Annotated in this window: 20 protein-coding genes; 9 read left to right on the top strand and 11 right to left on the bottom strand. The window is 66.2% G+C overall.

What is annotated here, in order from left to right; translation table 11 throughout:
• The first annotated feature begins 91 nt into the window (after positions 1 to 91).
• Positions 92 to 4,816, top strand: coding sequence for a beta strand repeat-containing protein (locus tag ACTJLF_RS21005; RefSeq protein WP_440883864.1), 4,725 nt, complete (start codon positions 92 to 94; stop codon positions 4,814 to 4,816).
• Positions 4,817 to 4,901: 85 nt separating this feature from the next.
• Positions 4,902 to 5,684: a Crp/Fnr family transcriptional regulator gene (locus tag ACTJLF_RS21000; protein WP_019657054.1), complete on the top strand. Its 783-nt coding sequence runs from the start codon at positions 4,902 to 4,904 to the stop codon at positions 5,682 to 5,684.
• A gap of 51 nt (positions 5,685 to 5,735) precedes the next feature.
• Here the strand turns inward: ACTJLF_RS21000 and ACTJLF_RS20995 are convergent, their stop codons facing one another.
• From ACTJLF_RS20995 to ACTJLF_RS20985, 3 genes are all read right to left on the bottom strand, one after another.
• Entirely contained in the window at positions 5,736 to 6,374 is a 639-nt protein-coding gene (locus ACTJLF_RS20995; protein ID WP_240649957.1) for a Crp/Fnr family transcriptional regulator, read from the bottom strand.
• Between the two features lie 88 nt (positions 6,375 to 6,462).
• Positions 6,463 to 7,110 carry a Crp/Fnr family transcriptional regulator gene (locus ACTJLF_RS20990; RefSeq protein ID WP_440883863.1) on the bottom strand — a complete coding sequence of 216 codons (648 nt, stop codon included), beginning with the start codon at positions 7,108 to 7,110 and terminating at the stop codon, positions 6,463 to 6,465.
• Between the two features lie 77 nt (positions 7,111 to 7,187).
• Positions 7,188 to 8,150, bottom strand: a complete 963-nt coding sequence (locus ACTJLF_RS20985) for an AraC family transcriptional regulator (RefSeq protein WP_440883862.1) — start codon at positions 8,148 to 8,150, stop codon at positions 7,188 to 7,190.
• A 346-nt stretch (positions 8,151 to 8,496) separates the two neighbouring features.
• Between ACTJLF_RS20985 and ACTJLF_RS20980 the strand changes: the two genes are divergently transcribed.
• From ACTJLF_RS20980 to ACTJLF_RS20960, 5 genes are all read left to right on the top strand, one after another.
• Positions 8,497 to 8,961, top strand: a complete 465-nt coding sequence (locus ACTJLF_RS20980) for a response regulator transcription factor (protein ID WP_440883861.1) — start codon at positions 8,497 to 8,499, stop codon at positions 8,959 to 8,961.
• Between the two features lie 66 nt (positions 8,962 to 9,027).
• Positions 9,028 to 9,318 (top strand): DUF1330 domain-containing protein, encoded by a 291-nt coding sequence (locus ACTJLF_RS20975; protein WP_184606369.1) that lies wholly within the window; start codon positions 9,028 to 9,030, stop codon positions 9,316 to 9,318.
• Between the two features lie 89 nt (positions 9,319 to 9,407).
• Positions 9,408 to 9,800, top strand: coding sequence for a DUF7668 domain-containing protein (locus ACTJLF_RS20970; protein ID WP_440883860.1), 393 nt, complete (start codon positions 9,408 to 9,410; stop codon positions 9,798 to 9,800).
• Positions 9,801 to 9,872: 72 nt separating this feature from the next.
• Positions 9,873 to 10,487: a hypothetical protein gene (locus ACTJLF_RS20965; RefSeq protein ID WP_440883859.1), complete on the top strand. Its 615-nt coding sequence runs from the start codon at positions 9,873 to 9,875 to the stop codon at positions 10,485 to 10,487.
• Between the two features lie 34 nt (positions 10,488 to 10,521).
• Positions 10,522 to 10,956, top strand: a complete 435-nt coding sequence (locus ACTJLF_RS20960; RefSeq protein ID WP_440883858.1) for a VOC family protein — start codon at positions 10,522 to 10,524, stop codon at positions 10,954 to 10,956.
• 142 nt (positions 10,957 to 11,098) lie between these two features.
• Here ACTJLF_RS20960 and ACTJLF_RS20955 read toward each other — a convergent pair whose 3' ends face one another.
• The 3 genes from ACTJLF_RS20955 to ACTJLF_RS20945 form a co-directional block, all read right to left on the bottom strand.
• Entirely contained in the window at positions 11,099 to 12,472 is a 1,374-nt protein-coding gene (locus tag ACTJLF_RS20955) for an SMP-30/gluconolactonase/LRE family protein (protein ID WP_165940901.1), read from the bottom strand.
• A gap of 111 nt (positions 12,473 to 12,583) precedes the next feature.
• A complete protein-coding gene (locus ACTJLF_RS20950) occupies positions 12,584 to 14,356 on the bottom strand; it encodes an ATP-binding response regulator (RefSeq protein WP_038115874.1) in 1,773 nt (590 codons plus the stop codon).
• Positions 14,357 to 14,412: 56 nt separating this feature from the next.
• Complete coding sequence (locus tag ACTJLF_RS20945) at positions 14,413 to 15,099, bottom strand: response regulator transcription factor (protein WP_019657043.1); 687 nt, start codon at positions 15,097 to 15,099, stop codon at positions 14,413 to 14,415.
• Positions 15,100 to 15,528: 429 nt separating this feature from the next.
• Between ACTJLF_RS20945 and ACTJLF_RS20940 the strand changes: the two genes are divergently transcribed.
• Positions 15,529 to 15,921, top strand: coding sequence for a VOC family protein (locus tag ACTJLF_RS20940; protein WP_019657042.1), 393 nt, complete (start codon positions 15,529 to 15,531; stop codon positions 15,919 to 15,921).
• Positions 15,922 to 16,503: 582 nt separating this feature from the next.
• A complete protein-coding gene (locus tag ACTJLF_RS20935; protein WP_260310594.1) occupies positions 16,504 to 16,710 on the top strand; it encodes a hypothetical protein in 207 nt (68 codons plus the stop codon).
• 218 nt (positions 16,711 to 16,928) lie between these two features.
• On the opposite strand, the gene ACTJLF_RS20930 is transcribed toward ACTJLF_RS20935, so the two are convergent.
• From ACTJLF_RS20930 to ACTJLF_RS20910, 5 genes are all read right to left on the bottom strand, one after another.
• Positions 16,929 to 17,306, bottom strand: a complete 378-nt coding sequence (locus tag ACTJLF_RS20930; protein ID WP_440883857.1) for a hypothetical protein — start codon at positions 17,304 to 17,306, stop codon at positions 16,929 to 16,931.
• Between the two features lie 345 nt (positions 17,307 to 17,651).
• Positions 17,652 to 17,972 (bottom strand): hypothetical protein, encoded by a 321-nt coding sequence (locus ACTJLF_RS20925; protein ID WP_019657039.1) that lies wholly within the window; start codon positions 17,970 to 17,972, stop codon positions 17,652 to 17,654.
• Positions 17,973 to 18,109: 137 nt separating this feature from the next.
• On the bottom strand, positions 18,110 to 18,466 hold the full coding sequence (locus tag ACTJLF_RS20920; RefSeq protein ID WP_440883856.1) for a hypothetical protein: 357 nt from the start codon (positions 18,464 to 18,466) through the stop codon (positions 18,110 to 18,112).
• A gap of 196 nt (positions 18,467 to 18,662) precedes the next feature.
• Positions 18,663 to 18,920 carry a hypothetical protein gene (locus tag ACTJLF_RS20915; RefSeq protein WP_019657037.1) on the bottom strand — a complete coding sequence of 86 codons (258 nt, stop codon included), beginning with the start codon at positions 18,918 to 18,920 and terminating at the stop codon, positions 18,663 to 18,665.
• 161 nt (positions 18,921 to 19,081) lie between these two features.
• The gene (locus ACTJLF_RS20910) at positions 19,082 to 20,008 is read right to left on the bottom strand and encodes an alpha/beta fold hydrolase (protein WP_440883855.1); all 927 of its coding nucleotides are present in this window, start codon (positions 20,006 to 20,008) and stop codon (positions 19,082 to 19,084) included.
• Positions 20,009 to 20,034 lie beyond the last annotated feature (26 nt).

Raw genomic sequence — 20,034 nt, 5'->3', positions numbered from 1 at the left:
GCAAGTCTTCACCACAGGACGACGCGACGTCCGTCGTCCCGCTTTTTTTCATCGAACCAGTCTTTTTTCCAGATCCATCAAAGGAAGAACCATGCAGAAGAACCGCAGCAGGAATCCGCGCGGCCGCGCCAACGGCGCACCGCTCAGCAGCATCGGCCTGGCCGTGCTGGCCACGCTCGTGGCCGGCGGCGCGCAGGCAGCCGACACGACCGTCTCCACCATCCCCGCGGTGGCGGTCAATACCACGGCCTACCAGAGCGTGCAGTCGGTGCAGGACAAGTCGCAGCCCGTGACGGCCACCGCCGCCGGCAGCGTCATCGACGTCACGACCAACGGCGGCCAGACCGGCGGCAACAACACCGTCACGCAGAACAGCGTGAAGGCCAGCGCCACGGCCAATACCTTCACCAACGCCGTCGACCTGTCGCTCGCAGGCGGCACCGGCCCGGTGCCCGCCGAAGGCGCGGCCTCGCTGGGCGTGCAGACCAACAGCGGCGTGATCTCCAGCGCCGCCACCGGCAACACGGTGAAGGTCGAGCTCGACGGCTTCTCCAGCGGCGGCGCGGCCAACACCGCCAACACCATCTCTGCGAACACCACGCTCAACAGCGGCTCCTCGACCATCTCCGGCACGGTGCCGGTGGACTACGCATCGACCACCCCCGGCTCGGTCATGCTGAACTACTCGCCCGTGGGCGCCAGCAGCGCCGTGCGCGGCAGCCTGGTCTCGACCTCGGTGCAGCAAGGCGCAGGCGCGGCCTCCACCGCCGCCGCCAGCGGCAACACGGTGTCGCTCACGCTGACGGCCGATGGCGAGAACAGCGTCGCCGCCGCACCCGCGCTCGACGGCAACACGGTCTCGGCCACGCTCAAGGGCAACACCGCCAACAGCACCATCAGCGTCCAGTCGGGCGGCGCGCCGGCCTTCACCGGCTCGGCCGTGGTATCGAACCAGCAGCTGAACCAGTCGATCGCTCCCGTCACGCACACGGCCTCGGCCACCGGCAACGGCGTGATCGCCTCCATCGGCGGCAATGCCGCCGGCGACACCAATACGCTGACCGGCTCGCTCTCGGTTCAGGGCAACACCATCTCCAGCACCGCCACCGGCAACGAAGCGCTCGGCGCCACCGCCGGCACGGCCGGCAACCGCATCGTGCTGGCCGACGGCGTGTCGGTCTCCGGCTCCGGCGGCCCGGCGATCAACAACGGTTCGTACAGCGCCGGCAACCTGTCGAGCGTGCTGATGGCCGACCTGGCCGTGTCGAACAGCCAGGGCAACGTGGGCGTGTCGCTCTCCGCCGCAACGCAGGGCTCGGGCGCACTCGCCTTCGCGCAGTCGGTGGACGGTGGCGCGGTCACGGTCGCGAACAACGCGGCCACCGCCTCGGCCACCGGCAATGCCGCGTCGAACGCGATCCTCAGCGGCAAGGATGCCGCCGCGTTCACCGCGACCGCCGCCCTGGCCAACCAGCAGAGCAACTACAACGGCGGCGTGAGCGCCGTCTCGGGCCCGACCGTCATCGGCGCCGCCACCGGCACCGAGAACGGCACCAACAACGCTGCAGCCGTCTCGGTCACCGGCAACCGCTCGGCCGCCACCGCCTACGGCAACAACGCCAGCCAGAGCCTCGCGCTCGAAGCCAACGCGCTGCCGTTGTCGGGCACCACGGCCGTGCTCGCAGGCGGCAGCCTGCCGGACGGCAACGTCAACGCGTTCGGCGCGGCCACGGTCACCAACCTGCAGAGCAACTACTCGGCGCCGGTCTCGGCGCAGACGGTGGGCTCCGTCGTCGGGGTGCTGGCCGATTCGCGCGGCACCGGCGGCGACACCATCCACGCCAGCAGCTTCACCGTGGGCGGCAACACGCAGGAAGCCGTGGGCGTGAGCAACAGCGCAAGCAACGCACTGTCGCTGACCGGCACCACCGTGGGCTCGGGCGCAGGCGTTTCCAGCGTACAGGTGACCGACGGCGGCTCGCCGGTCGGCGCCCTGCTCTCGGGTTCCACCGCCGCGGCCTACCTGGGCACGCACGCCACCGACAGCACCGTCGCGCTCACCAACAACCTGCAGCGCGCCGTGGCCTACGCCAACTCGGCAGCGAACAGCCTGAACGTGACCGCCAACAGCGCCACCGTGGCCGCCATCGACTCGCCCGCATCGGTCGCGACGCCGGCGCTGGGCACCGCCACCGTCACCGCGGCCTATGGCGTGCTGAGCAACCAGACGGCCGCCGGCGCAGTGAGCGCGGTGGCCGACGGCGCAGGCATCCTGCCCATCGGCGCGCAAACCGTGCTGATCGAAGGCAACGTCACCCGCGGCAGCGTGTCGAACCAGGGCAATGCCTTCGTCGCCGCCGCCTACGGCAACGACGCGACCAACGCCGCCAAGCTGGCACTGGGCACGGGCGCCACCCTGGCCGGCGCGGCACCGGTGGGCAACGTCACCAGCGTGCAGAACGCCGCCGGCTCGACCATCACCGCGACCGCTTCGGGCGCCAACGTGGTGGCCACGGCCATCGAGGACGACGTCGCCGCCTCCACGGTCGCGACCTCCGGCAACCAGCTGCAGGCGCTGGCCTACGGCAACCGCGCGAGCGGCAACACGCTCGACGTCTCGGGCAACACGCTGGCGACCGTCACCGCGCAGCCGCGCGCCGTGATCGCCGGCGGCACCGCCACGACCGATGCCGCCTTCAGCGTGCAGAGCGCGCAGACCGCCTCGGGCAGCCTCACCGCCTCGCTGCGCTCCGGCGACGCCCCGGGCGCGACCGCTTCGCAGATCCGCACCCAGATCGGCGGCGACGTGACCGGCTCCAGCGTGGTGTCGAACGGCAACAGCGCCAGCGCAGCCGCCACGGCCAACAGCGCCACCAACGGCCTGACGCTCGCGGGCAACAGCCTCTCGACCTCCAGCGCGGTGCAGAACGTGCAGGGCAGCAGCGCATCGGTGCAGGCACTCGCCGGCCAGGCCGGCACGCCGGGCACGCCCGCGTCGCCTGCGACGCCGTTCACGTACAACGCCCACGTGCTGGACCCGGATGCCCTGGGCGGCAGCACGCTCGGCGGCAACACGACCATCACCAGCGGCACGCTGGGCGTGCAGCAGTCGAGCCTGACCTCGCAGGAGATCGCCTACCTGACCTCGCACGGCTGGACGGTCGGTACTGGCGTGAACAGTGGCCTGCTCACGGCACCGGCGAGCATCCTGGGCACGGTGACGACCACCACGTACGACAACCTGCGCAACGCGCAGTCGGTCGCGTTCGGCGCCACCATCCCCGGCACGTCGGCCGTCGCCGCCATCCCCAACCAGGGCGGCGTCACCGTCGCCGTGGGCGGCAACGTCACCGCCTCGCAACTCGCCGTCAAGGGCAACGGCAGCAGCGCGGCCGTCACCGGCAACAGCGCGACCAACAGCGCCTCGGTCACGGGCAACGCGATCGCCTCGGGCGGTGCGACCACGGCCAGCGCAGGCAGCCTCGCGCTCGGCGCGACCGGCGCACAGGCCGACCACACGGTCTCCAACGTGCAGCAGGTCACGGGCGGCGCGGCGCTGTCGACCAGCGTCTACGGCACCTATGCCATCGACGCGGCGGCCGGCGCGGTCATCTCCGGCTCGACGCTGAGCGTGTCCGACAACAGCCAGCGCGGCAGCGCGGTGGCGAACACGGCCACCAACAGCCTGAGCGTGACCGGCACCAACGTGGCGAGCACCTCGGCGCTGTCGTCGGCGCAGTCGGGCAACGCGGCCGTATCGGCGGCTTCCGACCTCGAGCTGTATGCGCCTGGCGCGGTCTCCGCGTCGTCGGTGGACCTGTCGCGCAACAAGAACGTGTCGCTGGGCGTGATCAACGATGCCACCAACTCGCTGAGCGTGACGGCCTCCAACGTGACGCCGGCAGGCGCCGCCATCAACGCACAGCTGACGGCCGGCACCGCCAACGGCGACCACGTGCTGAACAACGCGCAGACGGCCACCACCTCGGTGAGCAGCAACGCGACCACGCGCCTGTACAACCAGGACCAGACGGCCTCGGCCACGACGGGCCTGGCCAACGGCACGGCAACCATCAGCGGCAACACCACGACCGCCGAAGCCTCGGCCAACCGTGCCGATAACAGCGTTGCGCTCAACGGCGCGGCGGTGCTGGGCGCGAGCGCCGGCCTGAACAACAGCCAGTCGAGCAGCGCGGCCGTCACGGCCAACGCGTCGACCTCGGCGACGTTCAAGCTCGAAGGCACCTCGCCGGCCACGGCTGCGGCGCTGAACAGCGGCATCACCATCGACGGCAACAGCACCACGGCGCTGGCACGCGGCAACGCAGCCAGCAACGTGCTGAACGTGTCGGCTGGCAGCGGCTATGCCGCGGCATCGCCGGTCGCGGGCAGCTCGGCCGGCGGCGCCACGCAGGCCACGGCGGCACTGCTCAACACGCAGGGCAATAGCGGCAACGTGTCGGCCAGTGCGAGCGGCACGTACCAGGTCGCGCTCAACGGCGTGACCGCGGGCACCGCCCCCGGCATCACGAACGGCACCGCCGCGCTGACGGGCAACACCGTCGCCGCACAGGCCTACGGCAACACCGCCACCAACGCGGTGACCGTGGCTGCCACGGCGGCCAACCGTCCGACGGTCGCGGTGGGCAACTACCAGACCAACAGCGGCGCCATCACCGCGACCGCCACCGCCGTGAACTACGGCGTGGGCGTCACCGGTGCGGCCGCAGGCAGCACTCTGCGCGCCGCAGGCAACCAGGTGACGGCGACCGCGGTGGGCAACTCCGCCGTGTCGACGATCGCCTCGGCCCGCTGAGCATCGTCCCCTGCCCCGGCCGGTGCGCTGTGCGCCCTGCCGGGGCTTTTTCCGCCCGCCTCCGGGCCGGGCATTCGCGCGAACCATGTACCTGCATCCACTCATCGCCAACGTGCCGCCAGCGGAGCGAGCCGCGCTCGTCCAGAGCTGCGAGCTGCGCTCATTCAGGCGCAACGAAATCGTGCTGGAGGCCGACACCTGGACCGACCGCATCTACTGCGTGGCCAGCGGGCTGCTGCGTGTGGTCGCCCACGGCAAGGGCAGCGCACAGGCCAGCGACGTCACCACCGACTTCATCCGCCAGGACGACTTCTTCCTGAGCCCCTCTTTCGCCGAAGACCGCTACCAGGCCATGCAGACGCTGGTCGCCGCGCTGCCTTCGGCCGTCTACCTGGTGCCCGTGGCCGCCATCCGTCGGCTGTGCGGCGCATATCCCGAAGTGGCCATCGGCCTGCTGACCCTTGCGATGAAGCGCATGAGCGTCATCCGCAGCCAGCTGCGACGCATCTCGGCGCTGTCGGCCGAAGACCTGGTGGGCCGTGTGCTGCACCAGCTCACGCTGCTGGCGCCCGCGGGTTCGGGCGGATACGACAAGCGCATCACGCAATCGGTGATCGCCTCCTACTCGGGCCTCTCGCGCGAGGTGGTCAACAAGACCATGCGCGACATGGAGAACCGCGGCCTCGTGCGGCGCGACGAGGATGGAATTCATGTGCAGCCCGACTTCGCCGCCACGGACTTCGGCGGGCTGCTGCCCATCGAGCAGAGCCTGTCGGCGGTCGAGCCCTACCAGCACGACCCGATGCTTCCGCCGGAGTTCTTCGACATGCGGCACGCAGGCCGAAGCGGCGAATCGCAGGAAGATTGAATCCGGCAGGCCGGCTGCGGCCTGCCTGCCCCCTGCCCTACCTCGAGCGGATCAGGCGAAGTCGGTCGTCGCGAAATCGTCGACGACGTACACGCCGTCGTCGTCACGGCGCACCACGCCGCGCAGCTCGAAGTCGCGCATGGTCTTGTTGACCACCTCGCGCGACAGCCCGGCGTACGAGGCGATCACCGATTGCGTGATGCGCTTGTCATAGCCTTGCTCGCCTGCCGGCGCGAGCCGCGTGAGCTGCTGCAGTACGCGAAGCACGGAGTCTTCCGCCGTCAGCACGGAGATGCGATGGAACTGGCCGCGCAAGGTGCTCATGCGCTTCATCGCGAGCCCCAGCAGGCCGAGCGCCACTTCCGGATGCCTGGTGCAGAGGCTGCGCATCTCTCCGATCGGAATCAGATACACCGACGAGGGCAGTGCGGCAATCAAGGTCTTCTTAGAGCAGTAGCTGTCTTCCTGCATCGACAGATGGAAAAAGAAGTCGTTCGGACCGATGAACTCCGTGGTCATTTCCGCGTCGCCTCGCTGATTCAACGAGACCACGCGCAGCAGGCCGCTCGCCACGCAGTAGATCTGGTCGGTTGAATCGCCGGCTGCAAGCACGACTTCATTGCGCTTGTAGGAATGCAGGCGGGTGGATTCGCCGAGCTTGGTGCGCTCCGCCAGCGGCAGACTCGCCATCAGGGGATGTAGGTACATCATCGAATGGTGCTTCCCAAGGCCGCTTCGAGGGAACACACAAACATGGGAGGCCGTGCATGCGATGCGCTCAGGCGGCACGCGCAAATGTATGCATGACATGCACCGCATGCGCGTCGCGCCGCAGCAGGCCGCGCTGCTCCATGTCGCGCATGGTCTTGTTGACCACCTCGCGCGACAGGCCCGAGTAGGAGGCGATCATCGATTGCGAGATGCGCTTGTCGTAGCCGCCCTCGCGCACCGGTGCAAGCTGGGTGAGCTGGTGGAGCACGCGATGGACCCGCTCTTCCGAAGGCAGCGTGGACACGCGCCGCATCTGCCCGCTCAGCATGCCCATGCGGCTCACGACGAGGCCCAGCAGCGCCACCGCGACTTCGGGATGGCGCGCGCACAGCTCGCGCATGGCCATCACCGGCACGAGGTACACCGACGAAGGCAGGACCGCCACCAGCGACTGCTCTGCGCGGTAGCGGTCTTCGCCAACCGGCAGATCGAAGAAGCCCTCGGGCCGGATGAACTCGCTCGTGACCTCGGGCCTGTCGCCGCACTCGGGCGTGACCACGCGCAGCAGCCCTGTCGCCACGCAGTAGAGCTGGTCGGTCGATGCGCCGGCTTCGAGCACGGTCTGGTTGCGCTTGAAATGCGACAGCCGGCACAGCCGGGCGAACGACGCACGCTCCGCCGCCGGCAGGCTGGCTGTCAGGGGATGCAGATACATGGACGCGCATGATTCGCGAAAGCGCGCGCCGCGTCTTCTCAATGCGCGCAGGCGCCCCATGCTGCCGTGCCAGTTGCTCAGCGATCCGTGTGGCGGCCTTTCTCCCGTGCATCGTTGGGCGTCATGCCGTAGGCCGCACGGAACGCGCGATAGAAGGTCGCGATGCTGTCGAAGCCGCAACGGTAGGCGATGTCGGTGACCGAACGCGCCGGCTGCGCCACCAGCATGCGCGATGCATCGGCCAGCCGCATCGCAGTGAGCGTGCGCGCGAAGGATTGCCCTGTCGGCTCGAACAGCACATGCACCTGCCGCAGCGAGATGCCCAGCTCGCGCGCCACAGCACCAGGCGACAGTCCCGGCTGCCGAAGGTCGCGCGAAAGGATGCCCCGTGCCGCATGCAGCAGGCCGCTGCGAAGCGCAGCGCGGCTCTCCGGCAGGCCCGGTGCGAGCCGGCCGCGCGACACCAGGGCCAATCGCACGATGTGCGCCACTTCGGCGTGCGGATCGGGAATGTCGGCCGGTCTCGTGGTCAGCGCATGCAAGAGCGCCATCAACGGTCGCGCGGCCGGCAGGCTCCTGTCGAGCGGCGTGGCGAACAGGTCCTCGGCCTCGGCCCCAAGCAGCAGTTCGTGCGTGAGCGGGATGCGCAGGGTGCGGAAGTCGAAGCCGTCGGAGCGCTCCGGCACGCCGGCATAAGGCAGGTCGGAATGATTGACGAGCAGGTCGCCCTCGCGCACGCGCTGCGGCGGCGCACGGCCCACGCCGATCCACCCCGGGCCGCGCACCTGCAGCCCGATGCACAGGCTGCGCCCCGCGACACGCGCGATGTCGGACGGTGTGCGACTCACGCGGTAGGAGGACGCGCGCAGCTCCGACACGGTGGCCGTGCCGACCGCCACCGCGGCGAACCGGCCCTCGAACTTGTCGCGCCGCGCGCGGTCGAGTTCGATGGTCACGCCGAACAGATGCCGCCCACGCACCTCGCACCAGTGGTCGAAGCGGTCCTGGGGTCGGATGTCGTCTGTGGTGAAGTTCAGCATGGCCGTCGGCGCCTGGGGCGCGATATTGCCAGATTAATTACTTCTTCGTACATCCGAGTGGAGCAGTACGGACCGCGTCCGCGGGGCTTTCCAGGGGTCGTGATCGGCCAGACTGCATTCGAACGCGGTAGCGCTGGAGCCGATCCACGAGCTTCGGACTCTTTGCACCGGAATGTGATCCACAGCACATCCGGGCCGATATAGCGAGTGCGCCGGAGCGAGGCGATTAATACCATCGACTTCGCTCGGTAGCGCCAAGGACAACGGTCCGGAAGCCGTCGGGCCCATACAGCCTCCCCTTCCACTTTCCATGATGCAGTCCGTTCACGCTCCAGAGGATTTCTCCATGCCCGTGCACGCCGGCCGCTCCGCTCATGCGATGGCGGTGGCCGGTGCCCTGTGCGAGTTGTTCACCCAGGCCAGCGAAGTGCAGCTCGCGTTCCTGCTGCGCTCCATCGAGACGGGCGACGCGCCGGCCGCAGCACGTGCGGCGCAGGGCATCCTCGGCGCCATCGCGTCTTCCGCTGCGGGCTGCAAGCCGACGCCCGATGCGCTCACCTCGCCGCTGTCGTCGCGCGAGCTCAAGGTGCTGTGCATGATCGCCGGCGGCTCCACCAATCGCGAGATCGCCGATGCGACCCACCGCTCGATCAACACCATCGAGGCGCAGGTGAAGAGCATGTACCGCAAGCTCGGTGTGCGCTCGCGCACGCAGGCCGTGCGGGAGGCGATGCAAAGGGGCCTGCTGATGTGGCGCGACAAGGATGCGCAGGTGGCCGTGGGTCGCGCGGAGATTCCCGCAACCTGCTGAGGCCAGCGGCTTCTCGGACAGGCAGGCTATATTGCCCGCTGGTCCAACAACGAGAGAGAAGCCAACATGGCAAAAGCCTATTGGGTCAGCGCCTATCGCGCCATCAAGGATGCGGACAAGCTCGCAGCCTACGCAAAGCTGGCAGGTCCGGCGATCACGGCAGGAGGCGGACGCTTCCTCGCGCGCGGCCTGCCTGCCAAGGTCTACGAGTCCGGCCTGTCCGAACGCACCGTGCTGATCGAGTTCGACAGCCTCGAGAAGGCCACCGCCACGCACGACAGCCCCGAATACAAGGCCGCGCTCGATGCACTGGGCGATGGCGCCGAGCGCGACCTGCGGATCATCGAAGGGGTTTGAAAGCCCATTGAAAGCATGTTGAAAGACCCGGGCCTCGCCTGCACGAGGCCCGTGCGCGCAGCGTCCATTCTTCCTTCGCATCAGCCACCATGGCCCACCTCCCAGCCTCCGCATCCGACGAGGACCTGATCCATTTCGCAGACGAATGGGCCAGCCTGCTGGAGGCGGAAGACTACGCGGCGGCCTTCGCGTTCACTGCGCACGAGCCATCGATGAGATGGACGCCGGAACTGATACGCGAGGTCATCAAGTCGTACGGCGAATGCAGCGCCAGCCAGAAGGTCACACTGCACGGCAAGCCCACCGACATCTCCCAGCGCAAGGAAGTGAGCCGCTGGCACGAAGACGGCAGCAGCGGCATCGGCGAGATCTGGTACGACCTGAACATCGACGGCCATGCCTCCGACCTCACCGCGACCTTCCACGTCGAACAGGGCGCCGACGGGCTCACGGTGCGGCTGAACGACATCCACGTCATGTAGCGCCGCCGCCGGCTGCGGCCGCAGCGTGGATGCCTGACACACCGACACACACCACCCCCGCCTCTCCTCAGCATGAAACTGCCGACCTACGACCGAGACGCGGCGCGCGCCCTGATCAAGGAAAAAGCCGACGCACCTTTCTCCGCCTTCGATGTCGCCAGCCGCGCGCATCAGCGCCAGGACAGGAAACTCCACGCGGAGGCCGCCCTGCTCTTCTGCCTCGCGACCGAAAGGGCCGAGGCCGAGCACCGCTCGGATCAGTCCAAGCCCAACCAGGCGATGAACCATCTGGTGCGCGCAGGCATCGCCTTCAATCGCGCGGCGCAGGCCGAGACCGCGGAACCCTTGCTGCGCCAGGCCATCGCCTTCGACTGGGCCGGCCACGGGCTGGCGCAGGACAGCCACATGGTGGAATGGGGCTTCTTCCAGCTGCTGCTGAACGCCCGCGGCGAATCCGAGCGCTTCGCGCAGCTCTTCGATGAGGCCGTGGCGCGGTGCGCCGAGATCGGCAGGGACTACACGGCCATCCATCCGCACCAGGAGGAGCTCCTGGAGATCGCCATCGGCATCGGTCACCGCCCCATCGTCGAGCGGCTCGCCGCAAGGATCGCGGATCGACGGCCGTCCAAGAAGACGGTCAAGGAGCTGCTGGCACGGGCAAAGGCCTTGCTCGCCGCTCCTGCCTGATCACCGCCAATCGAAAGAAGGGAGATCGAAGGACATGACGATCAAGCGAATGGACAACGTCCTCATCGTGGTCGACGACCTCGAGGCAGTGAAGGCATTCTTCCTCGAACTCGGCCTCGAGCTCGAGGGCCAGACCACGGTCGAGGGGCCCTCCGTCGGAAGCCTCATCGGGCTCGCGGACGTGCGCGCCACCCTGGCCATGCTGCGCACGCCCGATGGTCAGGGCATCGAGCTCGACAAGTTCCACACGCCCGACGCGATCAGGTTCGGACCGGTGGATGCGCCGGTGAACACGCTTGGCCTGCGCCGCATCATGTTCGCCGTCGACGGCCTCGACGCCGTCCTCGCGCGCATGCAGGCGCATGGCGCCGAACTCATCGGCCAGATGCAGTACGGGCAGTCGTACCGGCTCGCCTACATTCGCGGTCCCGAGGGCATCATGGTCGGGCTGGCCGAGCAGTTGGGCTGAGAGACGCTCGCCGTTCAGGCGAGCCACTCATCTCCTGCGAGACGCATACTCGACGCAAGACTTCTTCGCAAGCGAAGCCAAGCGCTGCATCCATACGCCCCAAGTCCAGCCTGCACCTGCAAGCCGGACTTTCCGATGCACTTCAAGGCGCCGGCGTGAGCTTGAAGATCTTGTTGCCGTGCGAGGCCCCCACGTACACGGTGCCATCGCCGGCCACCGCCACGCCGATGGGGAAGTTGAAGCTCAGTGCCGCGCCGGTGCTGTCGCGCAGCGTGCTGATCTCGCCAGAGGGCGCGACCACTCGCGCCACGCCGTCCCAGGCGTGGGTCAGGAAGACGTTGTTGCTCGCGTCCACCGTCACGCCGTAGGTGTAGCCGATCTTGGCCGGCGTGGCTGCCGTTCCGTCGGCAAGGCCGGAGGTGGCGTTGGTGCAATCGCCCAGCAGCGTGCTCACTTCGGCGGTGGCCACGTCGATCTTGCGCAGGCACAGGCTGTCGGTGTCCGTGTCGTAGAGCGTGCGTCCGTCGCGGCTGATCGCCAGGCCCTGCGGGCGGGCGAACTGTGCGGCGGTGCCGACTCCGTCGAGATAGGCCTGCGTACCGTCACCGGCGAGCGTCGTGGTGGTGCCGTCAGCTGCCACCTTGCGCACGCGCTTGTTCTCGAGGTCCGCCACGAACAGGTTTCCTGCGCCGTCCAGCGCGATGCTGGCGGGGGTGTTGAACAACGGAGCCGAAGGACTGTCTGCATAGCCGCTGCTGCCGGAGCCCACCCAGGTCGTGAACGTGGTCGCGTTGGGAGCGATCTTGTTGATGCGATGCCGCTCGCTCACATACAGGGTTCCATCGGCCGCGAGTGCCAGGCCGAACGGCGCATTCATGCTCGAGACAGGTACCACTTCGGCACCGTTGCCGCTGGCCGTGTCGATCCTGTAGACCGCACCGTTGCCGCCCATGGCCACGTAGAGATTCGCGCCGCTGGAGTCCAGCACCATCTGATAGGGACTGCTGTAGGTCACGCCCGTGGTCGCCAGCACGGTCGCGACCCAGGGCTTGACCGTAAGCGTCGCAGCCTGGCTGGTCACGCTGCTATCGGCGCCGCTCACGCGCACGCGAAGCTTCTGACCACTGTCGGCGAGCTGATTGGCTGCAGTGGTGAAGCTGTCGCTCGTGGCGCCGGAAACATCGGTCCAGCTGCTGCCGCCATCGACGCTGCGCTGCCATTGGTAGGCCGTCGCGCGCACCGCCTGCACCTTCAACGTGGCGGCCACGCCCTGGCCGATGGTGATATCCGACGGCTGCGTGGTGATGGCGACCGCGGTTTCCTCGGGCGCAGGTGCAGGTGCGGGTGGCGGCGTTCCTTGCGACGCAGGCGCAGGGGCCGGCGCAGGAGCGACGGCGAACCCGGGGAAGCCACCGCCGCCTCCCCCACCGCCGCCGCAGGCGGCCAGCAGGAGATTCGTCATGAGAAGTGCAACGGGTGCACGCCATGCGCGGGAAGCTGTACGTGTGGAATTCATGATGGGCCTTCCTTTTTTCAAAGTGGAGTGAACGAGAAGGCTCCACGGTATGGAAGGCAACACCCCCGATCCAGTGTCGAAGGTCATCGCAAAGCAGCAAAAAATTCATGCTCACGAGCGCATGCCGGCGGGTGCCTTGTCGAGCTGTGCCATCGATGCGAGTGCCTGCAGCAGCCTGTCGGCAGCCACCGGCTTGAGCAGGACCTGCAGCCCGGAGTCGCGCATCTGCTGCTGCCGCTGCGGCGCGGTTTCGCCGGTGATCAGCATCACGTGCAGACCGGGTCCGAAGCGTGCGCGCAGACGCTGCGCCGCGGCCAATCCGTCGGCGCCTTCTGCCAGCCGCACATCGCAAAGCAGCACCTCGACGGGCGAGCTCCCTTCCGCGGCGTGCGCCAGCACGGCCTCGGCCTCTGCTTCGCCGGACACCGCGTCGATGGCCACGCCATGGGCATGCAGCAGCCCCGAGACGGCCTGTCGTATCGCGGCCTCGTCGTCGAGGAGCAGCACACGCCGAGGCAGCGGCAAGGCGGTACCCGGGCGAGCCGTCGCCTGCACAACGCCCAGGGCCGACACCGCGGGAAGCACCAGCCGAAAGCAACTGCCCCGCCCCGAGCGCGAACGCACCTGCAGCGGATGCCCCAAAAGGCGCGAGAGCCGCTGCACGATCGACAGCCCGATGCCAAGGCCTCTCGCCCGATCGCGCCCCGGGTTACCGATCTGATAGAACTCGTCGAAGATGCTGCCGAGGTGCTCATCGGCAATGCCGATGCCGGTGTCGCGCACGTCGATCCACACCAGAGGCCCGCGTGCACGCGCGGCCACCACCACGCCGCCGCGCTGCGTGTACTTGAGCGCGTTGTCCACCAGGTTGGACAACAGCCGCTGCAGCAGCTGTGGATCGCTCAGCACCCAGCAAGGCGTGGCGCGCAGCCGAAGCTGCAGCTCCCTGTCGGCCGCCTGCGCCGCGAACACATTGTTGAGCGCGAGGAACAACGGGTTGAGTTCCACCGGCCGTATCTGCGGTGCCACCTCGCCGGCATCCAGCCGCGAGATGTCGAGGAGCGTGTCGAGCGAATCGCCGAGCGTTCCGACCGCATCCATCAGCCGCGCGGCGTGATCCCAGTCCTCGCTGCCGCGAAGCTTCTTCTCGATGACCGCGCCGAACAGCGCGATCGCGTGCATGGGCTGGCGCAGGTCGTGGCTCGCCGCAGCGAGAAAGCGCGTCTTCTCCTCGCTGGCGCGCTGCGTGGCGGCGATCTGGAGGCTGAGCTGCTCGGCCAGCGCCTCCTTCTCGAAGCGCATGGTCAACGAAGCGGTCAGCAGCCTGTGGTGCTGCAGCGCGAACATGATCATCACGCACATGTAGAGCAGGCAGCCGCTTGCCAGGAACAGATGCGTGCTGTCTCCGCGCCAGGCCAGTGCCAGAGTGAGGCTTGCCATGCTCGGCACGATGAAGCGCGGAATGTTCCGCTTGAGCACGGCCAGCGACAGCGCACCGCCCGCACAGCCGCCCATCATCATCACGATCACCATGACCCACAGACCCAGGTGGCGCCCCGGCGGCACGCACAGCCACGGAGCGAGTCCCCAGACGCAGGAGCGCAGCAGCACATTGCGCGCATTGAAGCGCGCCCAGTACTCGGGGTGATCGGCCGCGTCGGGACTGCGCCGATAGCGCCGGTACGCACGCCGCAGCGTCAACGCCAGGTGCAGCGCCATCCAAAGCAGCACCTGCCAGCGCCACGTGGACAGGAACAGCGCGATGCCCAGCGACTGCGCCGTGAGAAGGTCCGCCAGATAGGCCCCTGGCGCATTGGCATGGACCGAGGCCACCTGCTCGCGCAGCACGCGCTGGGCGAGTTCCGGCGATTGAGGGTCATTCATCGCCGGCATGCGGACAGCCATCCAGAGAGCCGCATCGCGCGATTCGATCGCGTCCCTTACCGCAGGCTGCTGATGAGCTGCGCGCGCGAGCGCATGCCGAACAGCAGCAACAGCGTGGACACGTGGTTCTTGACCGTTCCCTCGGTCAGGTGCGAGAGCTGCGCGATCTCCTTGTTCGACTTGCCGGACAGCACCCAGTCGAGGATCTCGACCTGGCGCGCATTGAGCTGCGGCTGCGGCTCGGCCATCGCGGGCACGGCGTGAGGTGCAGCAACCGGTGAAGCGGTCGACAAGCCCGGCTGCGCGACCAGATCGTTGTCACGCACGTAGCGCAACACCTCGCCCAGGTGCCCCGTCTTGGGCAGGAAGGCCTGCGCCCCGAGCGCCGTCACTCCCTGCATCAACGCCTGGCTGTCCTTGCCAGAGAGCACCACCACACGCGATGCAGGAAACGCGCGCCTGAAACGGACCAGCGTATCGAGCCCCTGGGAGTCGGGAAGATCGAGATCGAGCAGCACCAGCAGATGCGAAGAAAGATAGAACTCGTACAGCCGCAACGCGTCCGCCAGGCTGCGCGCCTCGTGCACCGGCACGCTCGCAGTCTCCGCAAGCAACAGCGCCCGCAGGCCCAGCCGCACCAGCTCATGGTCGTCGACCACCAGGATGCCCCGTGCCGGTATGGTCACGCCGGCCTCGCTGCGCGACGGCGCAACATGCAGTGGCAGTGGTGCGGCATTGACCATGGTGCGGGCATCTTAGTGCTCGTGATTGCGATCCCGAAATGACCAAAGTCATGAGGAGGCAGCTGTTTTGCAAGGCGGTGATGTGCTCGACCGAAGGTTCAAGCATCCACACGAAGCCGGATGTCGAGCGCTTTCGATGCCCTTCTACATTGCATCTTCGAATGAAGCGCCCGGCTGCGTAGTACTCGCTCCATCGAGCTCGAATACCTCGCAAGCTGGAGGGCATAGACAGGATGGCATACGCCTTATGGACGCCTCATCGCATGGCGTATGACGTCCTTGTCTGGTCGCCGCGGGGGCCAGTCTTCGTCTTCATCGGTTCCCCCATGGACTGTGCGGTGTCGAAGGCAAGCAGCCGATCGCCACATGGCAAGATCGATTCACACGCCGCCGCATCGATCCAGCAGGCGAATCAACCGGAAAGCATCAATGAAGCTCGGCTACACCATCATCTACGTCCCCAGTGTCGAAGACTCGCTGCGGTTCTTCGAGCAGGCATTCGGCTTCTCTAGGCGCTTCCTGCATGAATCGGGAACGTATGGCGAGCTGGAAAGCGGCGAGACCACGCTCGCGTTCGCGGCACACGAGCTTGCATCGATGAACTTCAATGGCGGTCACGTTGCCGCGTCGGAATCGGAGAAGCCGCTGGGGATGGAGTTGGGTCTTGTCACCGACGACGTTGCAGCTGCGCATTCGCGGGCACTGGCTGCCGGCGCTGCAGAGCTGGCACCGCCTCGTGCCAAGCCTTGGGGGCAAATAGTGTCGTATGTGCGCTGTCCGGATGGGGCGCTGGTGGAGCTTTGTTCGCCGGTCGGTGCCTGAGGTCACAGGGCCTCTTCCGCGCCCGGCGCAGACATACGCACCCATGACAAGCTCGCGGCGCGCATCAGGGCGTACATTCAGTTGAATAAAGACCCACTCCTCGTGAACAGCTCAAATCCGTACTACGCCAAGAACTACGATGTGTATGCATTGCTTGGTGCGCCAAACTTGCTCCCCTGGCAATGGGAGGTATGGATGAAGATCGAGCCGTTGCTCGCGCCATTTGTCTCTTCCGACCGAGGAAATCCGACAGTCCGGTCAAGCCAGACCTCAGGTGTGGGAAAGGAATCTAGATCGATCGCTTTCGGAAAGATGGGCTGGGACTCGAAGTCGCATTTGCGTTGGACGCACGGGTCACCCTCCGGTGCCCTTGAGCCAAGTCTTCGGAGATTCCTTGGAATGGAAGCATGGACACCATCGTGGACGGTGTGCGTGAAAGAGCACGAGGCGCCGGACTTCTACTTCCATCTGCTTCGGGCGCCTCACGTACAACATGGAATTGAGCCTCTGTTCGGTTCCGTGTTGGTGGTCGCGCTGACAGCTGGCGCTCCCGTTGCGCGCAGAGACGACCTCCGGTCCGCAATGACCGCCATCGCGACGCTGCTCCAAAGTCCCCTCGCGGTTTGCAAACGTCGAGCCTGGGGTATCGCATCAGGCTCGACGGGAGGCTTTCGCGACGCGGTGCAGGACCTCGGTGTTGGCCGCGGATTGTTCAGGGAGGAGGACCCTCATGCGAAGCCGATCAGCCTCGAAACTTTTTCTGAGCAATGGAGCCTGCTTCAAGCTTGAACGAGGATGGAGGCTTGACGACCTGAGGGCCGATCAGATGCAGGCGATCGTCCGGGGCTCCCGCAGAGGAGTTTGCATTGTCAGCGCGATTTCTTCGCGGGGCGCGTGAATGGCTAAGAGTCTGGCTACAGTCGGCCGGGAGAACTGCGCCGGACGGACAACCGACAACAGGCTGGTCACCACCGGCACGCGGTTCACCAAGCGTGTGGACGACGCATTCATCGATCCGGACCTCTTGCACCGATCAGATCGCGCACGGCAATGGCCAGCACCAAAAGCCCCAAACCGGCGGCAGTCAGAGTTGCCGCCGTGTAAAAGCCGATCAGGGCCCAGTAAATGACGGGCTGCTCTGCTGCAAGGATGTCAGGTCCTTTGCGGTTGTTGAGCACCCCAGTGCGCAGGCTTTCCACCACCTCGCTCGCGCCCATAAGGCACCCCCAGCCGATGAATGTCGCGACGGCGAGAGCCACCATCGACTGTAGCCACGGCCGCCGGCGGCTCGGGGCATCCGGACGGCTTGTCACGTCCTTGCTGCGTTCGCAAAGGCCAAGCGATTCCCGAAGGAATGCCGCACTGTCATCTCGCGCGTGCTGCAAGTCACGAGGCTGATGGTTCGGGGTAATGTCTTAGGCATGGCAGTTCGCTGATGCTCGCGGGCGAACGACTTTACTTGAATGTCCTCCTTCGGATTTGGCGACTGGCAGCTTCGGGCCGAGGCTGTGTAAAAACGCTGCCGTCATGCTGATCTCTTGAAAGTCGACCTCTCAGATCGCGCCACGATCGACGATTGAGGCTTAAGGAATGGTTTGACCACCCACGAAAACACGAGCGCCACACGTTTTCACACAGCCTCGGCCCACAGCAGAAATTGGAGCGCGTGAATTTGCTGTCCTGGAGCAGACAAAAATCGAGAGAGAGCTTGCAGGGATGCCCCCGCAGGCCTAGTCGTTACGCTGGTGCTCGTCGCCAGTCTCGAAGAACGCGTTGATGTACGCATCCGGCTCAAGGTCGCTCTCGCGCAACAGAGAGAAGACCTCGACGCCCGACGCCGCAACGGGATCAACGAGCCAATAGGACTGGCAAACGTCAAGGAAGGTCGAGTCTTCCCCTGCATAGGCTTTCGCCTCGCGTTCCGCCATCTCTATGGCCTCGTCTGCGGACTCGGCTTGCCACAACGTGATGCGCTCCTCGTATAGATGAGCCTTCTTCTGTCCGTCTCGAGGTTCCCACTCGAACAGGCAGCGCGTTGAATAGGATTCCATGGGCAGCCTTCACGATTGTTAAGGTGGTCTTCTGGATAGCCTACCTGAAAGCCGTCGTGCACGAACTTCCGCTCCTGGCCAAATCTTGCCATGTCTGTGGATGTGAGAATGTGCACGCGGAGCCACACTGCACCGTGCTACTTAGGCACAGTTCGTCTTGGCGGCTTAGTTGCCGTTTCCACTTCCTTGCAGAACGTCGCCATTGCGTCAGTGAGCCAACTCCGACCCATCGTAGTGAACTCATCGCTCGCACAAGCTTGTTCGCGGGCGGCAGTGAGAACCTCAAAAAGCTGATCGACAGGCAGATCGGCTTCACTCAGGTTTACGACCTTGCCTCCCCAGTACTCTGCTAGCTCGCATGCAAGTAGCTGTGATACCGGATCGCCGACCCCATAGCGCTCAGCTGCAATCGATGCCGCCCTCCCGAGGATGTCGTGGACCGCGGCGTTAGTCCCCCAGCAAATGTGGTCGTAGAAGGCAAGTGCTGAAGACATGGGAAATCTTGTCTAGATGTCTGTTTTTGGCCGGGCTCAGTCAGTCTTCGCCCCGCTCCGAAGTAGCGCCAGTTTGAGGCGTTTGATAAGTCTTCCCCACATCGACTGACTCTTCGGAGTCTGCATTTTTCACGCCCCTTTGTTGAATCAAAGAACTGAACTCTGCTGAAGAGCGACTGCATCTGGCCGAGACGCGTCACGCATCTTCGAGTTCAGCATCTTGGCCTACCTGAAGTCTAGGCAAATCGTTGGCAGTGGCGAGCACGAACGTGAAGACCGTAATGTCCGGCTGCCCGTCCGTGGTCAGCGCCCGAGGTTGGGATAGGTAAGGCTTGATGGGCACCCCACCCAAGCGAGACCTCTCAGAGACAGCGAACTCACCCGGTTCGAGCTGTCGCGCAAAGAGCGACACAGGACGCTGCTGGTGAAAGATGTGTTCGATGCGAAATTTCATCTCGTGCCCCGGGAACGGCTGCTTTTAAGCACATTCTGCCCCGACCACGAAGGTCTGGTCCTGGCCAGCCGCAGCCAAGCAGATCGTTGGAGCAATAGGCCTGTTGCGTTCCCTCGCGCTTCTCTGAAGCCGACGTTCGCCAACAGATGTGCGCCGACAGCCTACTGCGAAGCGGCCAGAAATTTTTCGATCAAACCGACCGTGGCGCCGGTGCTCTCCTCCATCAACCAGTGCCCTGCGCCCGGTACGACTTCCCCGCGCACATTGATTGCCGCGTTGCGCATGACGATCGCCATGTTCTCGCCGAAGGATTTCTCTCCGCCGATGGCGAGCACCGGCATGGGGAGCTTGGTCTTGGCGAACGCGATGTTGTCGGCGACGTCGCTCTTGGCGATGGTATTGAACTGAGCGAAGGCGGCGCGCATCGCGCCCGGCTGCGCGTAGAGCTTGGTGTAGTGGCGCCGCGTTGCCTCGTCGATTTTCGAGGGCGTGCCGGCGAACTCGTTCCAGAACCGGTCGAGATAGATGCGCTCCCTGCCGGCCACCAGTCGCTCGAAATCGCGGCCGCCGGCATTGAAGTGCCATAGCGCCGGCCACAGGATGATCTGGTCCCATGGAGCGATGCCGGGCACCGGTGCGTCCATCACGACGAGCTTGTCGACTTTGTCGGAGTAGCTCGCCGCATACGCATACGCGACCATCGTGCCGATGTCATGGCCGACGACGGCGGTGTTATCTTGCTTCAGTGCAGTCACGACCGCGCGGATGTCTACAGCCTGCGATTTCTTGTCGTAGCCACTGGCGGCCTTTGACGATTTCCCCATACCGCGGAGGTCTGGGACGATCACCAGGTGCGTCTTTGCCAGCTCTTGCGCCAGCGGGGCCCACATGTCGCCCGTGTCGCCGAATCCATGAATGAGCACCACGGCGGGACCAGCACCGCCGGAGCGGACGAAGATGCTTGCGCCATCCGCCGTGGTGACGGTCCGGGTCTTGAAGCTGCTCGGGAAGGTCGGCTGTGCTGCCGCATTCGCAATGCAGAGCACGGCAGTCAACAGCGCGAGCACGAGCGCGAAGCGATTCTTCATATCGGAACTCCACTTTGAGGGACCAG

This window comes from Variovorax sp. 22077, from assembly GCF_052044195.1.
Taxonomy (GTDB): domain Bacteria; phylum Pseudomonadota; class Gammaproteobacteria; order Burkholderiales; family Burkholderiaceae_C; genus Variovorax; species Variovorax atrisoli.
Note: the sequence above shows the minus strand (reverse complement) of the source record. Positions and strands in the feature narration are given on the sequence as shown.

Bases quoted from the DNA above. Each gene is read 5' to 3' on its own strand.
- ACTJLF_RS21005 (WP_440883864.1), top strand. From the start codon at position 92: ATGCAGAAGAACCGCAGCAGGAATCCGCGCGGCCGCGCCAACGGCGCA.
- ACTJLF_RS21000 (WP_019657054.1), top strand. From the start codon at position 4,902: ATGTACCTGCATCCACTCATCGCCAACGTGCCGCCAGCGGAGCGAGCC.
- ACTJLF_RS20995 (WP_240649957.1), bottom strand. From the start codon at position 6,374: ATGGCGAGTCTGCCGCTGGCGGAGCGCACCAAGCTCGGCGAATCCACC.
- ACTJLF_RS20990 (WP_440883863.1), bottom strand. From the start codon at position 7,110: ATGTATCTGCATCCCCTGACAGCCAGCCTGCCGGCGGCGGAGCGTGCG.
- ACTJLF_RS20985 (WP_440883862.1), bottom strand. From the start codon at position 8,150: ATGCTGAACTTCACCACAGACGACATCCGACCCCAGGACCGCTTCGAC.
- ACTJLF_RS20980 (WP_440883861.1), top strand. From the start codon at position 8,497: ATGCCCGTGCACGCCGGCCGCTCCGCTCATGCGATGGCGGTGGCCGGT.
- ACTJLF_RS20975 (WP_184606369.1), top strand. From the start codon at position 9,028: ATGGCAAAAGCCTATTGGGTCAGCGCCTATCGCGCCATCAAGGATGCG.
- ACTJLF_RS20970 (WP_440883860.1), top strand. From the start codon at position 9,408: ATGGCCCACCTCCCAGCCTCCGCATCCGACGAGGACCTGATCCATTTC.
- ACTJLF_RS20965 (WP_440883859.1), top strand. From the start codon at position 9,873: ATGAAACTGCCGACCTACGACCGAGACGCGGCGCGCGCCCTGATCAAG.
- ACTJLF_RS20960 (WP_440883858.1), top strand. From the start codon at position 10,522: ATGACGATCAAGCGAATGGACAACGTCCTCATCGTGGTCGACGACCTC.
- ACTJLF_RS20955 (WP_165940901.1), bottom strand. From the start codon at position 12,472: ATGAATTCCACACGTACAGCTTCCCGCGCATGGCGTGCACCCGTTGCA.
- ACTJLF_RS20950 (WP_038115874.1), bottom strand. From the start codon at position 14,356: ATGAATGACCCTCAATCGCCGGAACTCGCCCAGCGCGTGCTGCGCGAG.
- ACTJLF_RS20945 (WP_019657043.1), bottom strand. From the start codon at position 15,099: ATGGTCAATGCCGCACCACTGCCACTGCATGTTGCGCCGTCGCGCAGC.
- ACTJLF_RS20940 (WP_019657042.1), top strand. From the start codon at position 15,529: ATGAAGCTCGGCTACACCATCATCTACGTCCCCAGTGTCGAAGACTCG.
- ACTJLF_RS20935 (WP_260310594.1), top strand. From the start codon at position 16,504: ATGACCGCCATCGCGACGCTGCTCCAAAGTCCCCTCGCGGTTTGCAAA.
- ACTJLF_RS20925 (WP_019657039.1), bottom strand. From the start codon at position 17,972: ATGGAATCCTATTCAACGCGCTGCCTGTTCGAGTGGGAACCTCGAGAC.
- ACTJLF_RS20920 (WP_440883856.1), bottom strand. From the start codon at position 18,466: ATGTCTTCAGCACTTGCCTTCTACGACCACATTTGCTGGGGGACTAAC.
- ACTJLF_RS20915 (WP_019657037.1), bottom strand. From the start codon at position 18,920: ATGAAATTTCGCATCGAACACATCTTTCACCAGCAGCGTCCTGTGTCG.
- ACTJLF_RS20910 (WP_440883855.1), bottom strand. From the start codon at position 20,008: ATGAAGAATCGCTTCGCGCTCGTGCTCGCGCTGTTGACTGCCGTGCTC.